This is a genomic window from Pseudomonas rustica (assembly GCF_018336155.1).
Taxonomy (GTDB): domain Bacteria; phylum Pseudomonadota; class Gammaproteobacteria; order Pseudomonadales; family Pseudomonadaceae; genus Aquipseudomonas; species Aquipseudomonas rustica.
Map to the genome: position 1 here is coordinate 206,986 of NZ_JAGYHF010000006.1, position 14,519 is coordinate 221,504.

General features: G+C 54.5%; 16 protein-coding genes and 1 pseudogene. 6 read left to right on the forward strand and 11 right to left on the reverse strand.

Annotated features, from left to right (window positions below):
* Nucleotides 1-50: 50 nt before the first annotated feature.
* Nucleotides 51-500 (reverse strand): c-type cytochrome, encoded by a 450-nt coding sequence (locus KFS80_RS13445; RefSeq protein WP_212545058.1) that lies wholly within the window; start codon nucleotides 498-500, stop codon nucleotides 51-53.
* 127 nt (nucleotides 501-627) lie between these two features.
* On the opposite strand from KFS80_RS13445, the gene mltA reads away from it, so the two are divergent.
* Nucleotides 628-1,806, forward strand: coding sequence for a murein transglycosylase A (gene mltA / locus KFS80_RS13450; protein ID WP_212545059.1), 1,179 nt, complete (start codon nucleotides 628-630; stop codon nucleotides 1,804-1,806).
* Nucleotides 1,807-1,927: 121 nt separating this feature from the next.
* Here mltA and KFS80_RS13455 read toward each other — a convergent pair whose 3' ends face one another.
* Together KFS80_RS13455 and KFS80_RS13460 are read right to left on the reverse strand one after the other, a co-directional pair.
* Nucleotides 1,928-2,311, reverse strand: coding sequence for an MAPEG family protein (locus KFS80_RS13455; RefSeq protein ID WP_053124636.1), 384 nt, complete (start codon nucleotides 2,309-2,311; stop codon nucleotides 1,928-1,930).
* A gap of 39 nt (nucleotides 2,312-2,350) precedes the next feature.
* A complete protein-coding gene (locus KFS80_RS13460; protein ID WP_212545060.1) occupies nucleotides 2,351-3,184 on the reverse strand; it encodes an EamA family transporter in 834 nt (277 codons plus the stop codon).
* Nucleotides 3,185-3,498: 314 nt separating this feature from the next.
* On the opposite strand from KFS80_RS13460, the gene KFS80_RS13465 reads away from it, so the two are divergent.
* Together KFS80_RS13465 and KFS80_RS13470 are read left to right on the forward strand one after the other, a co-directional pair.
* The gene (locus KFS80_RS13465; protein WP_212545061.1) at nucleotides 3,499-4,668 is read left to right on the forward strand and encodes an MFS transporter; all 1,170 of its coding nucleotides are present in this window, start codon (nucleotides 3,499-3,501) and stop codon (nucleotides 4,666-4,668) included.
* Nucleotides 4,669-4,907: 239 nt separating this feature from the next.
* A pseudogene (locus tag KFS80_RS13470) lies at nucleotides 4,908-5,420 on the forward strand (cation:proton antiporter domain-containing protein); the annotation flags it as partial.
* Between the two features lie 153 nt (nucleotides 5,421-5,573).
* Here KFS80_RS13470 and KFS80_RS13475 read toward each other — a convergent pair.
* The 3 genes from KFS80_RS13475 to KFS80_RS13485 form a co-directional block, all read right to left on the reverse strand.
* Nucleotides 5,574-6,701, reverse strand: a complete 1,128-nt coding sequence (locus KFS80_RS13475) for a nucleotidyltransferase-like protein (RefSeq protein ID WP_095023257.1) — start codon at nucleotides 6,699-6,701, stop codon at nucleotides 5,574-5,576.
* Entirely contained in the window at nucleotides 6,685-7,329 is a 645-nt protein-coding gene (locus KFS80_RS13480; RefSeq protein ID WP_095023256.1) for a Cap15 family cyclic dinucleotide receptor domain-containing protein, read from the reverse strand. Before KFS80_RS13480 ends, KFS80_RS13475 begins: the two co-directional genes overlap by 17 nt.
* Nucleotides 7,330-7,655: 326 nt before the next feature.
* A complete protein-coding gene (locus tag KFS80_RS13485; RefSeq protein WP_011167585.1) occupies nucleotides 7,656-7,910 on the reverse strand; it encodes a hypothetical protein in 255 nt (84 codons plus the stop codon).
* 774 nt (nucleotides 7,911-8,684) lie between these two features.
* Between KFS80_RS13485 and KFS80_RS13490 the strand changes: the two genes are divergently transcribed.
* Entirely contained in the window at nucleotides 8,685-9,506 is an 822-nt protein-coding gene (locus KFS80_RS13490; RefSeq protein WP_070414817.1) for a hypothetical protein, read from the forward strand.
* A gap of 270 nt (nucleotides 9,507-9,776) precedes the next feature.
* Here the strand turns inward: KFS80_RS13490 and KFS80_RS13495 are convergent, their stop codons facing one another.
* The 5 genes from KFS80_RS13495 to arsN2 all read right to left on the reverse strand — a co-directional run bounded on the left by KFS80_RS13495 (nucleotide 9,777) and on the right by arsN2 (nucleotide 13,587).
* Nucleotides 9,777-10,529: a hypothetical protein gene (locus tag KFS80_RS13495; protein WP_153338151.1), complete on the reverse strand. Its 753-nt coding sequence runs from the start codon at nucleotides 10,527-10,529 to the stop codon at nucleotides 9,777-9,779.
* Nucleotides 10,530-10,952: 423 nt separating this feature from the next.
* On the reverse strand, nucleotides 10,953-11,384 hold the full coding sequence (locus KFS80_RS13500; protein ID WP_227496826.1) for a hypothetical protein: 432 nt from the start codon (nucleotides 11,382-11,384) through the stop codon (nucleotides 10,953-10,955).
* A gap of 75 nt (nucleotides 11,385-11,459) precedes the next feature.
* Complete coding sequence (locus tag KFS80_RS13505; RefSeq protein WP_131670581.1) at nucleotides 11,460-12,632, reverse strand: DUF3800 domain-containing protein; 1,173 nt, start codon at nucleotides 12,630-12,632, stop codon at nucleotides 11,460-11,462.
* Nucleotides 12,633-12,693: 61 nt separating this feature from the next.
* Nucleotides 12,694-13,062, reverse strand: a complete 369-nt coding sequence (locus tag KFS80_RS13510) for a hypothetical protein (protein ID WP_131670582.1) — start codon at nucleotides 13,060-13,062, stop codon at nucleotides 12,694-12,696.
* A 72-nt stretch (nucleotides 13,063-13,134) separates the two neighbouring features.
* On the reverse strand, nucleotides 13,135-13,587 hold the full coding sequence (arsN2, locus tag KFS80_RS13515; RefSeq protein ID WP_131670583.1) for an arsenic resistance N-acetyltransferase ArsN2: 453 nt from the start codon (nucleotides 13,585-13,587) through the stop codon (nucleotides 13,135-13,137).
* 140 nt (nucleotides 13,588-13,727) lie between these two features.
* Between arsN2 and KFS80_RS13520 the strand changes: the two genes are divergently transcribed.
* Together KFS80_RS13520 and KFS80_RS13525 are read left to right on the forward strand one after the other, a co-directional pair.
* The gene (locus KFS80_RS13520; protein ID WP_131670584.1) at nucleotides 13,728-14,150 is read left to right on the forward strand and encodes an arsenate reductase ArsC; all 423 of its coding nucleotides are present in this window, start codon (nucleotides 13,728-13,730) and stop codon (nucleotides 14,148-14,150) included.
* An 8-nt stretch (nucleotides 14,151-14,158) separates the two neighbouring features.
* Entirely contained in the window at nucleotides 14,159-14,503 is a 345-nt protein-coding gene (locus KFS80_RS13525; RefSeq protein WP_007247283.1) for a metalloregulator ArsR/SmtB family transcription factor, read from the forward strand.
* Nucleotides 14,504-14,519 lie beyond the last annotated feature (16 nt).

Genomic DNA, 14,519 nt, shown 5'->3' on the forward strand with positions numbered 1-14,519 from the left:
CCAACGGGGATAAATCCCCTCGCCACAGGGTTACTCAGCAGTATTGAAGATCAATGATCCCGAAACTGTTTATGGCAAGCGCTGCAGGCGTCTTCAACCTTCTGCACCGCAGGCCCGAGGTTACTGGCCTTGTACGGCTGAACCTGGCTGGCGATCACCAATTCACCGGTGGCCGCTTCCAGCTTGCGGGCCATGTCCTGAAACTGCGCCTGTTTTTGCCAGACATCGTCCTTGGCGCTGGTGTGATCTTCTTCGCGCACCTGCGGGAAATGCTTCCACGGCTCATGGGACAGCGCATCGAGTTTGACCGCGCCTTCGGCAAATTTCGGCCCGTCGAACGGAATGCGTCCGCGCAACATGCCACCGAGGTCTTCGCCGGTTTTGAGCATTTGTTTGAAGATTGCCTTGCGTTGACCCAGTGGAGAGTTCGGATCGACACCGCCACAGGCGGACAAGGTCAGACAGGCCAGCAATACAACAGAAAGTCTTTTAAGAGTCATGGTGGCTTCAGGTCACGGAATCGGCGGCCAGTATCCCCGCGTCACCGACAAACACCAATAGCCCTATTAAAATTAAGGGTTGTCTGAACGCATGGAGCATTCGGGCGACCGGCACAGGAATTACTCCATGAACAGCCGCTTCAAGGCCTGGCGTCACCCACTGATCGCAACCCTTCCGCTGCTGGCGATCCTCGCCGGCTGCACCGGTGGCGAGACTGCCAAGCCGAAAACCCACGCACTGGCCACTTACTCCAGCGCCAAGTGGGAAGCACTGCCGGTTGTGTCCGACAGCGATTTGGTCGCCGGTTTTGGCTCGTGGCGCAGCGCCTGCACCCGACTCAAGGCTGATACGGTCTGGGGCCCGACCTGCGCAGCAGCGGCCACTGTGCCGCAGAGCGCCGACGAGATTCGCGCCTTTCTCAAACAGAACCTCGATGTCTTCGGCCTGCGTGCTGAAAACGACAATCCCAACGGCTTGATCACCGGTTACTACGAACCGGTCTACCCCGGCAGCCTGACTCCAACCGACGTAGCGAATGTCCCGGTGTACGGCGTGCCCGAAGACATGATCATCGTCTCGCTCGACAGCATCTATCCGGAATTGAAGGGCAAACGCCTGCGCGGTCGTCTCGAAGGTCGCGTGCTCAAACCTTACGACGACGCCGCGACCATCGAAGCCAAAGGTGTGAAAGCCCCAGTGGTGGCTTACCTGACCGATCCAATGAACCTGCAATTCCTGCAAATTCAGGGTTCCGGGCGCATCCAGACTCAGGACGGCAAACAGCTGCGCATCGCCTATGCCGATCAGAACGGTCATCCGTACCGGCCGATTGGTCGTTGGCTGGTCGAGCAAGGCGAGTTGAAGAAAGAAGACGTGACCATGAGCGCGATCAGCAATTGGGCCAAGGCCAACCCGTCGCGCATCCCGGAATTGCTGGGCAGCAACCCGAGCTACGTGTTCTTCACCCGCAACCCGGACAGCAACGAAGGCCCGCGCGGTTCGCTGAACGTACCGCTAACGGCTGGCTATAGCGCGGCGGTGGATCGCAAGGTGATTCCATTGGGCAGTCTGTTGTGGCTGTCGACCACACGCCCGGATGGCACCGCACTGGTTCGCCCGGTCGCGGCGCAGGATACCGGCGGCGCGATTGCTGGCGAGGTGCGTGCGGATCTGTTTTGGGGCACGGGTGATGCAGCCGGGCAACTGGCCGGGGACATGAAACAGCAGGGGCAAATCTGGATGCTCTGGCCAAAAGGCGCGCCGCTGCCGCAAGTGCCGCAGGTGGCTGATACAGAGAAGAAGTAAGCCCTGAGATTATCGATGGCTGTTAGATAGCCTTCGCGAGCAAGCCCGCTCCCACATGGATAGGCATTCCAACTGTGGGAGCGGGCTTGCTCGCGAAGAGGCCATCAGCCACACCCGATAATCAGACTGATACAAAGAAGAACGAAGCAATCAACCCCATCCCCACAAACCACACCAGCGAGCGCAAGATCGCCCAGTCGGCCAGATAGCAAATGATGTACAGCAGGCGACTGGTGATAAACATCACCGCCAGCACATTCACTGTCACCAACTGCGCAGTCCCCACCAGATGCGCGACGAGCACCGCCGCGGCAAACGCCGGCATCACTTCAAAGCTGTTCAATTGCGCCGCATGCGCCCGTCGAGCCACACCATTCAGGCTTTCGAGAAAGTCGCGCGGATCATGATTGTCACTCAGCCGATAGCCGCCAACAGCCTTGGCCACACCGGTGCAGACATACGGCAAAAATATCGCGATCAACACACACCACAGAGCCACCGTCATAACGCCGTCCTTTTTTCGAGTTATAGAATTCGCGGGCTGTCAGAACTTCATGATCAGCATGCCAATCAGCACCAGCCCACAGGCTAAGAGCCGCGGTCGGCCGAAAGGTTCTTTGAGGTAGCGCATTCCGAACAGCACCACCAGGATCACGCTGATCTCACGTAACGCCGCCGCTTCGGCAATCGAGCCCAACTGCATCGCCCACAGCACCAGAGCGTAGCTGGCCAACACGCAGAAGCCCACCGCCAGACCGAGCTTCCATTGCTCGCGCCAGAACAGCATGAACGCCGGACGCTTGGCGACCCACGCCAGCAACGGAAACGGCCAGGCGCTGAGCAGCGTGACCCAGACCAGATAATCCAGCGGATGCGACCAGCGCCGCAGCGCCTGGCCATCGATATAGGTGTAGCAACCGATGCACAAGCCGATCAGCGCCACCACGGGCAGCATCGACCACGGCAAGTGTTTGCCACCGCCGCCCTGCCAAAGCAGGCAGACCATGCCAAACGGAATCAGCATGATCCCGAAGATCTGCTGGGGGGTGAGCACCTCACCGGCGAAGATCAGGGTCAGCGCCAGTACCACCAGCGGCGACAATCCGCGCATCAGTGGATAGACCAGCCCCAGATCGCCCACCCGATACGCCTGAATCAACAAATAGCGATAGAGCAGTTCAAACGCCGCCGACGCCAGAATCCATGGCCAGATTTCCATGGGCGGCAGGCTCACAAACGGAAACGCGATGGCGACGACCAGCAGCGCCACGGTGTCCATGCACGCCACCACCAGCAGCCGCTCGGCGCTGAATTTGATCAACGTATTCCACGTCGCATGCAACAGCGCCGCCATCAATACCAAACCCGTCGCCAGCACCTTTCACCTCTTATTTTTTTGAATCCCCGTGTAGGAGCTGCCGCAGGCTGCGATCTTTTGATCCTGATTTTTAAGAGCAAGATCAAAAGATCGCAGCCTTCGGCAGCTCCTACAGTGAAAATCGATAATTCGAATAGTCAGATTATTGATTCGCGATGTGTCAGCAGCTGTTTATACTGCAAGCGACCACGCCGCACTCAGTTGCGCACAGAAAAATTCCAATAATTCCCGCCTGCACCGCCTCTCTCCGAGAACGGTCGATGGCCTGCGTACGCCTGATCACAGCGTCAAGACTACCGACAGAGACCTTGCGCATGCCACTCGCTTTGCTTGCCCTCGCTGTTGCCGCATTCGGCATCGGCACTACTGAATTCGTCATCATGGGCCTGCTGCCCGACGTCGCCCGCGACCTCGCCGTGAGCATTCCCCACGCTGGTTTGTTGATCACCGGGTACGCGCTGGGCGTGGTTTTCGGCGCGCCGATCCTGGCGGTCGGCACCGCCAACATGCCGCGCAAAGCGACGCTGCTGGGCATGACGCTGATGTTCATCCTCGGCAACATCCTCTGCGCCCTCGCCCCGAACTACGCGACGCTGATGGCTGCACGCGTGGTCACGGCGCTGTGCCACGGTGCGTTTTTCGGCATCGGCTCGGTGGTTGCCGCCGGGCTCGTTGCGCCGAACAAACGTGCGCAAGCAATTGCGATGATGTTCACCGGCCTGACTTTGGCCAACGTCCTCGGCGTGCCGCTGGGCACAGCGCTCGGCCAGTACGCCGGGTGGCGATCGACGTTCTGGGCAGTGTCGGTAATCGGCGTCATCGCCGCCCTCGCGCAGTGGTTCTGGCTGCCGAAACACATCCCGATGGACAAGGCCAACCTCGCCAGCGAGTTCAAAGTGCTGGGCAAGGTCAATGTGCTGCTGGCGCTGGGCATGAGCGTGCTGGCCTCGACCAGTCTGTTCAGCGTGTTCACTTACATCGCGCCGATCCTGCAGGACATCACCGGCGTCAGCCCGCATGGCGTGACCGTGATGTTGCTGTTGTTCGGCGTGGGCTTGACCGGTGGCAGCATGCTCGGTGGACGTCTGGCGGACAGCCGTTTGTTGCCTTCGCTGGTCGGTGTGGCGCTGGCGGTTGTGGTGATTCTGGCGGCGTTTAGTCAGACCAGCCGTTCGGTGGTACCCGCCGCAATCACGCTGGTGCTGTGGGGGATTTTTGCCTTTGCGCTGTGCCCGATTTTGCAGTTGCTGATTATTGATCAGGCGCATGAAGCACCGAATCTGGGTTCGACGTTGAACCAGAGCGCATTCAATCTGGGTAACGCGGCGGGTGCATGGATCGGCGGGCTGGTGGTTGCCAGCGGTGCGGATCTGGCGGATCTGCCGTGGACGGGGGCGCTGGTCGGCGGGTTGACGGTGCTGACGGCGCTTTTGTTTATTTATCTGCAACGTCGAGGGGCGGTTGCGGTCAATGTGTCCGGCTAGCCCTCACCCTGACCCTCTCCCAGAGGGAGAGGGGACTGACCGAGGTGAATGTGCGAGTTACGCCGACCTGAAACTTCGAGTCGAACTCAGGATTTGAACTCGACCAAGATCGGCTCCTTCTCCCTCCGGGAGAGGGCTGGGGTGAGGGAAGCTTGTGCCCTCAGCCACTGTCACCCCATCAAACCCTTGCGCCCAAGTATGGCCGCACCTCAAAAACCCCTCCATCCAAAGGACCCCGGATGCTTGAACTTGTCGCCGCTTTCATCTGCCTCACCACCCTCCTCACCTTCGTCAACTTCCGCTTCATCGGACTGCCGCCGACCATCGGCGTGATGGTCACCGCGCTGCTGTTCTCGCTGATCCTGCAAGGCCTGAGCGTACTCGGCTACCCCGGTCTCGAAGAACGCGTGCAGCAACTGATCGGCCAGATCGACTTCGGTGATCTGCTGATGAACTGGATGCTCTCGTTCCTGCTGTTCGCCGGCGCCTTGCACGTCAACCTCAACGACCTGCGCAGCTACCGCTGGCCGATTGGCCTGCTGGCGACCTTCGGTGTGTTGATCGCCACCACGGTGATCGGCAGCCTCGCCTTTTACATCTTTGCCCTGTTCGGCTGGCACGTGAGTTTCCTTTACTGCCTGCTGTTCGGCGCGCTGATTTCGCCCACCGACCCGATCGCGGTGCTCGGCGTGTTGCGTACCGCCAACGCCTCGAAACCACTGAAAACCACCATCGTCGGCGAGTCACTCTTCCCCCCATATGGCCGTATGGACAGACACCTGAACGTCCCGTTTTCATTGGCCTGCGTCTAAATAGGCACTGTCCATACGATATTTGGTTTCTATGGACACCCGTCGTTGTCTCAAGGTTGCGTGCATGCTTCCTCAATTCCCCACTGACTGCCTTTAAAAAATTAGCGCGTTGGTCACCGCTGCCCTACTGGCATCCAAGAGTGGTTTCTCGGATAAGCTCAGCAGGAAGCTTTGCTCTTTAGCGACCTCCCGAAGGAGACTGTCCATGGCCACGGAGAGATGCATCAAGCCGTTAAACTTGTCTTCCGTGTTAAATATAAAGCGAGATCCATCTGGCACTATCAGTCGCCTCGCTTCTTCCTTGTTGTTCCACAAGTAATCCAAATATCTTTGGGTCTCAGCTAATATCGCTAATTCATAGTAGGCGCCAACGGAGAGACTATGCATGTTGGCGTGGTACATTATTGAGGCAATATCAAAGCTGGAGATCGTTACAGCTTTTCCTTCCGCCTCGAGATCTGCCTTTATGTTTTTACATAATCTTATTGATTTGCGGAGCCCGCCACTCGTGGTTTCACATCGTTCTCGTATTTTTTTGATGTGCAGGAAAGGCCAGTTTTCAATCGTGGTGTTTTTATGCGAATCTAGGATGGTGACAGCACGGTCGTGTTTCTGACCAGATGCTTGATAACTAATAGTGTCATGCCAGTGGGAAGGCACGACATCAACTGGACGCGCTAACGACCCTCCTTGCAATTTAATGGCCTTGGAGCCAGAGGTGTCAATTGTCGCTGCGGGAAACGCATCGCGAAGAGCTTTACTAATTTCCCCCCTGCGAGCAGTCAACACGCCAACTGAGGTGCGTGAGGTCGGTGAACGATACTGACCCGATGTACTCATGTACCCACGCGCATCATAGGTATGAAAGTCAGCTTCTATCGCTAAAAGGTCGACATCACTGACCCCTCGAATATGGACATTAAGCGGTACTGAACCCTGTAGCTCGAATTCAAGATTGCCGCTTGTCCTCTTCGACAACTGGTTGCTAACCCGTTCTGCGGTTTCGATGCTGATGCGTGTGTAGGTAGGGTCTACCTCTTGCATAGCGCCTAAAGCAAATGTTGTATTCGGCTTGTCTTTAACCCTATGTTCCCACGCCTCTTTTGTAAGGCTTCGGTTCACGATGAAATCCTTCGCATCCATCGCGATTACAGCGGATCTATCAAGGCCCGAGCGTCTGGAGCGCAGACGATTGATTCGTTCGTTAATTGGTGTGTTCATTTTTTCTCCTAAGCTCCATTCGCCCATAGGTGGGCCGACCGTAACCGTTAAAATAGTCACCCTTTGCGCAATCTAGTGATTTAGCAAACAAAAGGTTTGCGCTGCCAACATGTCCCCGAAGCTCAGGTTCGCCGGGGTTAGGATCATTCTGGTAGTTATAAAGAAGGCGGTATCCGTCAGCTTCATCGTGAACCAATGCCGCAGTGATACTGTTGGAGCCTGATTGATGTGTCTTCAATCGCACTCTAATCTTGTCCCAAGTTTGACAAATATATACATCGGCTTGCCAAGAACGAATCGGATTTCCTTCGGTGTCCAGTGTTGTTCCAGTGCACTGCCACTCTCCCGAAAGATCAGGAACTTTTAGATATTTAACTGCCCAGCGCCATTTCCAAACTGTCTTATTGAATAGTGCGTACAGCAGGGCAAAAACTATACCTGCGCCAATTAGTGACAGGGCTGTCGGTGGAAGATTTACAGGCAGGTCATACTTTTTAGCCAAATCTTCAGCTGACAGCAGCAAAAAAACCGCAATGCCGGAAATCGCGCTTGCCAGTAGTGTCAAGTACCGGCCAATCAGAGCTCGATTTACCCCGCCCAATAGGCTGTATTCATGATCGTGAATCATTAGACGCAACCTTCATCAGACGCAACTTTGAATAGACTTAATGTCCCGGAAGCCCATTAACCTGCAGAAGATGGGCAGCAGCAAAGCCGCCCAGAGCTTCCGATGAGACTTCAAAAATTACTGGGTATGGCATACCGAGGAACACGTCCGGCAACCGTTCGACTGCTGGTAGGTGTTGCGAGCCTGGCGAACAGCGGTCACACAGGTGGTGTGATAGCCAAGATCAAGGCGGTTATGGAGTGCCGGCAAATAGATGCACGTACTGGTATGCACCTCGTGGTCACCATTGGTCTGTGCATTACGGTTCACGAAATACTGAGCCATTTTTACTCACCCCGCTCTTTGTTCGATTGGGCGAGTACCGAGGCCGCTAGGGTCTTGGTGGTGGCGTTGTACTTGTTGCTGTCGAGGACATGACTGGCTTTAGTCTCCATATCGGCACCGGTTTGCTTGCCGGTCGAAGCTTGAGCCATGGCCGACCCTGCCAATTCCTTCTGGATGGCCGAGGAGCTATCACTACGCAGGATTTTGGAGGCCAAGCTGGCCACGTGAGACGAAGTTTGTTTAGGATTTTTCGGCACGATTAGGTGCTCCTGTATCTAGAAAAAATCGAGTAGGCAGGAGCAACCCTTGAGCGGAAAGCCGAGCTGAATGGTTGACATCCAAAGTCGGTTTTTCTCTAATGCGCGTCCCACCAATGTCCGCATTGGCTCAGGGATTGGCGGGTATGTGTGCTCGGCGTCCAAACTTTGCACGCATACCCGCTGTGTTCACTGAAACCTCAGCCTCTCGCCAAAAACACAACATGTAGTGTTGTTGTCGAGATGACCTACAAGATAATGGGGTCAAAATGACATTGCAAGGCAACAAGCCTGTGGATAACTTGTGCGCAAATCAGTGGTTGGATCCACTTTGCCCCTGTATGCATGCCCAGCCCTTCTAAATCGCGGGCTACGACGTTTCGTTCTTGAAATATTTTGAAACACACTCATTTCGCATGTCTCTGTTCACTCTCGAACAGTGCCCCTCAGCGTTTAAAAGTGACAATCTAGTGGCGTCATTTCTTCGTTAAATCTAGTTTGGTTTTACCATCAGTTGCTGTTCTTGAACTCTTTCCACTGCCAGTAGGTGACGCTAAAAAACCGTCCATTGAAAACATTCGGGCGGGGTATTGCGGGGCTATTTCCTCTGACCTATGATCCCAATAGGCGGTGATGGTCGCCTGGCGCCTGTTTCGCGAAGCAATAGCCCATCTGTGACACCCTTCAGTTTTACATCGGCATGTCCCTAACCAGACGCTGCCCGGTGAACAGGCAATCGGACACCTAAGCGTCGTAGATTTAGGAACCATTGCCATGTCTGATTTTTCCCCGCTAAACATCTTTAAATCCCAAGCTAAACAGCTTGCTCGTGATCAGGGCCTGAAGCTTTCTGTCGCTCAAGAAACCCTTGTGCAAAAAGCGGGCTTCGCTGATTACCATGAGTTTTCTGTCGTCGCCCAACGGAACCTCAAGGATCCGCGTCTGATGTTGGCCGTTTTTGGGATCAAAGACTTTTCCCAAGCGATCCATGAGGATGATGTCTACGCCAACCTGGATCTAGAATTGGAGGATCAGCTCTCCGGCGCGATTGCGGATACCAATGCGAGTGGATTCACTATTGATGCTCTTGAAGTTGAAACCGCTGACTACAGCGACGCAACCGGGAAGCTTTCTTTAGAGGTTTCCCTGACCTACCAGGGGCAGCAAGATCAGGAGAGGATGTATCACGGTGCAGCGTTCTATCTCAAAGCCACGGTCGAATTGCTACGCCGTGATGGTATATGGCTGCTTGCTGAGAAAGGTGTGGTCATCTCCAGCGGTGAATCTGATGCTGACCGCGACCGTAGATCTGAGCAGGAGTATTGGGCAACCGTGGAAGAAGCCCGGAGTAGTAACCGGATGTCCATGGCTCAAGCGCTTGCTATTGAGCTGGGGATATCTGTCGATGACGCCGAGCTTTTGTCCGGAGCAGAGATCACGACTAACGAATCGGATGACGGGCTCGTATATAGCTACTGGATCAATCTCGAACCGGAAGCTGAAGGCGAGCTGAGAGCAGACCTGCTTGCGCGATTCGGCTCTCTGGAGTACGAGTTAGACCCAAACTTCTTCGATGATGTTGAGCACGAGTTCTGAAATCAATGAGGAAGTGGCCAGCTGAAAGCTGGCCATTCAAAACAACCTCACTCACATCTCTGCTCACAAAAAATGGCCCCTCTTTACCGGATTTACCTATCTTCTGGCCGACAGCCAGCAGATAGTGATCGACCTTTCGTGAGCGTTCCACGCAGCAGATTCTGCCAATGCGCTGAAGGGCTGTGTGAGCGCTTCGATCCTGTCCACGGGAGACACCATCGACGCTTCCCGTCGTAACAAGAAACCGGCCCGGTAGACCGGCTTCCTGAGTCATCTAAACTTTACGAACTGGGGATGAGCTTGCTGAAGGTAGTCTTTGACAAGACCCGTGATGAACTGATGGCCTTCATCAATCGTCATTGATACCTGCGCGGGCTGTTGCATCATTTCTTGAAAGCCGTGCCTAGCATCGAACCCGTTCAAACTGAAATTGTTGGCTGAACAGGTGAATTTCTTCTCTTTTCGCTTGCTTCTAAAAGCCTTTAGACCCTTCCGCCTTTCCCATGTCTCAAGAGTGTCCAGTATCTTGTAGTAGGTGATCCAACTGCTGTCTTGGTCGAGAAATTTGAGGAAGAGGTAAATATCCTCATGCTCAGCGGCCAGCATCATAAGGCTGATTTTCTGTGATGTGCCAAGAGCCTTCCTGAGATCATCGGCCCAAGCTTGGCTGGAGACAGCAGGCTTGGTAAGCATCCCCGGAATGTTCCTTTTTTCTTGCCTAGCGAGCTCGCCCCCCTCAAGCAGGATCTTGTAGATACTCAGCTTGTATGGTTCGCGCTCCAACAGCGTCGATGCACCATTGAAAAGACTCAAAAGCTCATAGGTGATCTGCCAGACTCCTTCCTGAGTTTGACCCTCGAACAGATTTGAATTAAATCGGAAGTCGTCGTTAGGGCAGTCGTTCCAGTCATCTACTCCCCCCCAGAGCCTGAAGTAATTGATGCTGTGCCCCCATGTGCAAAGCTGCCTGATCTCCTGCGGGTCGCCGTTGAGCAACACTTCCCAATCACCTTGCATTTGCATCAGATCCCCCCAAACTTGAGATCCAGATGCTAGCAAAAAAAGCAGTCAGTAACCGGCCCTCCTGGGCTCCCAAAGTTATCCGTAGCTGGCAACCGGAGATGATTGATCAAGAGCATCCCGTTTCCCGAAGCACATTGGATTGGATGCAAGCTATCTAACCGCGCACCTTGAAATCAGGCTTCGGTCTGGTGTTGTTTGGTTAGGTGAGATGCCAGCTGAGCAGTCATGGTGCAGGTCGCAGCTGGTGAGGGATGTGAAGCCTTCCTCTCATCGTAGTCTGCATTCCGTCGCTCAGCTTAATGTGCCCAAATAGGGTCATTAAGCCTAAAAATTGTGGTTAATGTGCCGTATTAGGGACATTAGCCTGGCTCGTCACACGGGGCATATCCACAGCATTCTGCGTCCAGACGGCGGTTAATACTCTTAGTCGCTAGGCTCATGGCGAGCCCAGCGCAACGTAGCTATCGACATGAATTGCCTAATAGCCAACGCACCACGTTCATTTCTGGCTTTCGACCCAGGCACGGTCAGCGCTGCCTCTACCTTGGCACGACTTGCTTCGTACATTGCAAATGCGTTGAACTCAGAATCAAGCAGTACCAAGAGCACAGTATCAAAGGGTTGTCGTAGATCAATTGCACCCATACGGCCCGTAATCTTTTGCGGGTTCAGGATACAGCGCCCCTTGATCTTGATTCTCGCGACGCCAACTTCCAGCGTCTCTGTAGCGTCGTAACCTGCCTGCCTTGCAGGATGTAGTAACAGGCCGAGTCTAGTGGCAGCTTCGTACTCTGCGATCTCGCCTGTCACGCCCAGCGGCTTGCCGGTCAGGCGATAGAATCTACGCGCGAGCACCTGGCCTCTTTCAAGATCTCTAGGATTTCATCCTGGATCAATGCAGCCTGCTGAGGTTCGTTGCCATGACTGAGCTCAGTCATCTGCAAACGCCTCGAGCGCAGTGAGCAGCTTGGCAAGCTCAGTCAGGTTGGCTGCAGTCACGATGTCATATTCTCCTCGACTACTCAGCCGATACACCTCTCGAGCCTTTTTGACACGTTCCAGCAGAGGGACGACTATGCCTGACGCCCTTTCCAGAAACTCGTTGATGTCAGCCCGTGTCTGAGGAATTTTGTAGCCTTTGGCCGCGCTTGTGATAATCACGTCCGAATCGCGAAGCTTGGCGATGCCGCTGGAGCGGATCCTCTGGTCGTTGATATCTCCGAAGCCGCTATCTTTTAGGTGGCCGACTATTTCTGCGGTTGGCACGTAGTCTTTGGTGACGAATTCGCTTTGGAATCTCAGGAACCGCAAGATGCTCAGCTGCAGGCGCTCATCCTCATTAGGGTGCTCACCAGCCCGTTCGCTAAAAAGGTCAGCCTGGCGGAGAGCTTCTTGGTGTACCTGGTAGTCTGCATACCCAGATTCATCCGCCGGCGGCGGCAGAAGAGACTGGTACTTGGATGGCCACTCAAGCATTCCAAGGGTCAGGCTTCGTAGAATCTTTTTGTAGGCAAGAACTGCTTCTTCCGATGCTTTCTCTTCGTAGATCTGAGCGACTGAGCCAGCAAAAAAATCTGCAACCTGAACCAAGACGTTGTCCTTACTGGCCATCGTCTGGAAGGCATCCTTATCGCCAAATAGGTCGTCCACGAATCGTTCTGCAACGTAGCTTTTGAGGCTCTCCTGAAATTCCTGGCCACCATGTTCGTCTACGACCATCTGGAGGTCAGGGTATGCGCGGAACAAACGTTCATAGAGCAACCCGTTCACGTATTTTATGAACGAGGTCTTGATACGGAGGCCGCCGTCTTTGTGAATTCGAGACTTATCAACGACGGTGAAATAGAGCTTGAATGGCAGCTCAGCTAGCTCGTTGAGGATTCGGGCACGGCGATCTGAATCTTTGGGCTTCAGATTGCTAGATTTGATCTCGCCTGTTTGAAAATGACGCATGCGGAGTGCTTCAGCTTGGGCATAAGCAGCTTCCAGATCTTTCTCTGCCACCAGAATGGAGCACACGATGAAGAAGCCCGAGCTTCCTCCCTTTGACGTATCAAGGTCGGAATTCCCGGACTCATCCACGAATGCATACGTTCTGTCCATGAGCTTGCTCCATCAACAACGTACTGAGTGCGGTGGGTCGCCCAATGGCAAGGTGGCGAACTTAGTTCGTCGCAGTGGTACTGCCTGGAGCGGGGCCTTCGCTGAACGTGTAGTTGATGACCACGTCATTTCGGATCAAGACGTCGAGAGTTTTCTGGGTGCCCCTAGTCGTCACCTTCATGGTGACCACGTAGCTTTGAGCATGGGCTGAGCCATTGGTGTAGGTGTAGATCCACTTTTCGTCAGTCTCGCTGACTGCGCTCTTGGCGTAGGGCTCACCAAACAGGGACTTCAACTCGGTAGTCGTCGTTTTGCCTTTGGTGATGCTAGCTACACTGGCCGACGGAAAGTCTCGTCCTGCGGTGTAGTGGGACGTAGCGCAACCGCCGAGCGCGACACACACACCCATTACTGCGATGAGCTTTTTCATATCCTTCCTTGATCGTAGAAAGCTTTAAATCTAGCTGGCATCGAGGCTAAAAGCCATCACCAAGGTGATCAGCTACTTTCGTGCATTCGCAGATAATGCTTTGCACATGTAGCAAGCCGAGCCAGGGCAAAGCCCCCTGAACTGCTCCGTCTGAGAAATAAGAGGTGGCGCAGAGCCTTGTTGATTTACTGCATAGCCCTGCTGCTTAAAAAAGCCTGAAGCAGTTGTTGTCAGCAAATGAAATCGAGCGATTCCCTGCTCGGCGGCTTTCGCTTCAATGACCCGAAGCACCGCGACACCGACCCCCTTCGATCTGAATGTCGACACTACGACCAGAGAACGCAACAACCCGTCCGTACCATGCGTTTCGAATCCTCCCCATGCGACCGTCTCGCTATCCAGTGTGAACTCAAAAAAGGTTCGGCCTGGAAGATCAATATCGCCTGCTGGAAGGTCAGCAGATTTCAGTGCATCGCGAAAGCGCTGCGACTGCCCTCCGGCTATTTCCGTTGCCTGGATCATCATACCCCCTCCCTCCTCTGATCACCGTTATGCCGACACGCATGGAACGTTAGAGCACATGCCGAAACAGCAGACATCATATTCGCTTTACCGAATATTCGCCAAAGCGTATATTCGATTTTCCATATGCGTCGAGTTCCACAATGAGCCCTGCTATCAAAGTGCTTTTCGTGTGCGTTGCCAACTCAGCCCGCTCCTTGCTTGCAGAGGCTTTGCTGCGGCACACCGACCCGCGCTTCGAGGCCTTCAGCGCAGGGTCTGAACCGTCTGAGGTTGATCCGCGCACGACTCAGGCATTGGAGGCAGTTGGAGCCGATGCAACGGGCCTGCGCAGCAAGTCCCTCAGCGAGTTTCAAGCTGATCGATTCGATTACGTAATCACTCTTTGTGATAAATCCGCAAGCGAGTGCCTACCAATGCCTAATGCAGGTGAAATCATTGCCTGGGATTTTCCTGACCCAGTAACCAGCGATGATCCTGGCGCATTTCGCCACACGCTCCACGACATCCACGAGCGCATCAAGCTCTTCGTTTTGGTCAAGACCAAACACCTGGAGGATCTGTGACAGAACCTATGAACCCCACCACCTTATTCAAGTGCCTGGCGGATGACACCCGAGCAAAAATTTCGCTGCTTGTCGTGAGTGAAGGTGAGCTGTGTGTTTGCGAGCTAACGGCAGCACTCGACCTGAGTCAGCCAAAGATTTCTCGTCATTTGGCGCTGCTGCGCTCTGCCGGTTTGCTGTTGGATCGTCGCCAAGGCCAATGGGTGTACTACCGGCTGAATCCTGATTTGCCCACGTGGGTGACTGCAGTTTTGAAGGAAGTGGTAGACGCCAATCAGCAATGGCTGGAAACCGAGGCTAAGCGCCTCTGCGGCATGAACGACCGTCCGATCAACCAAGCCGTGTGTAGCTGATTCACGCCCAACCGGA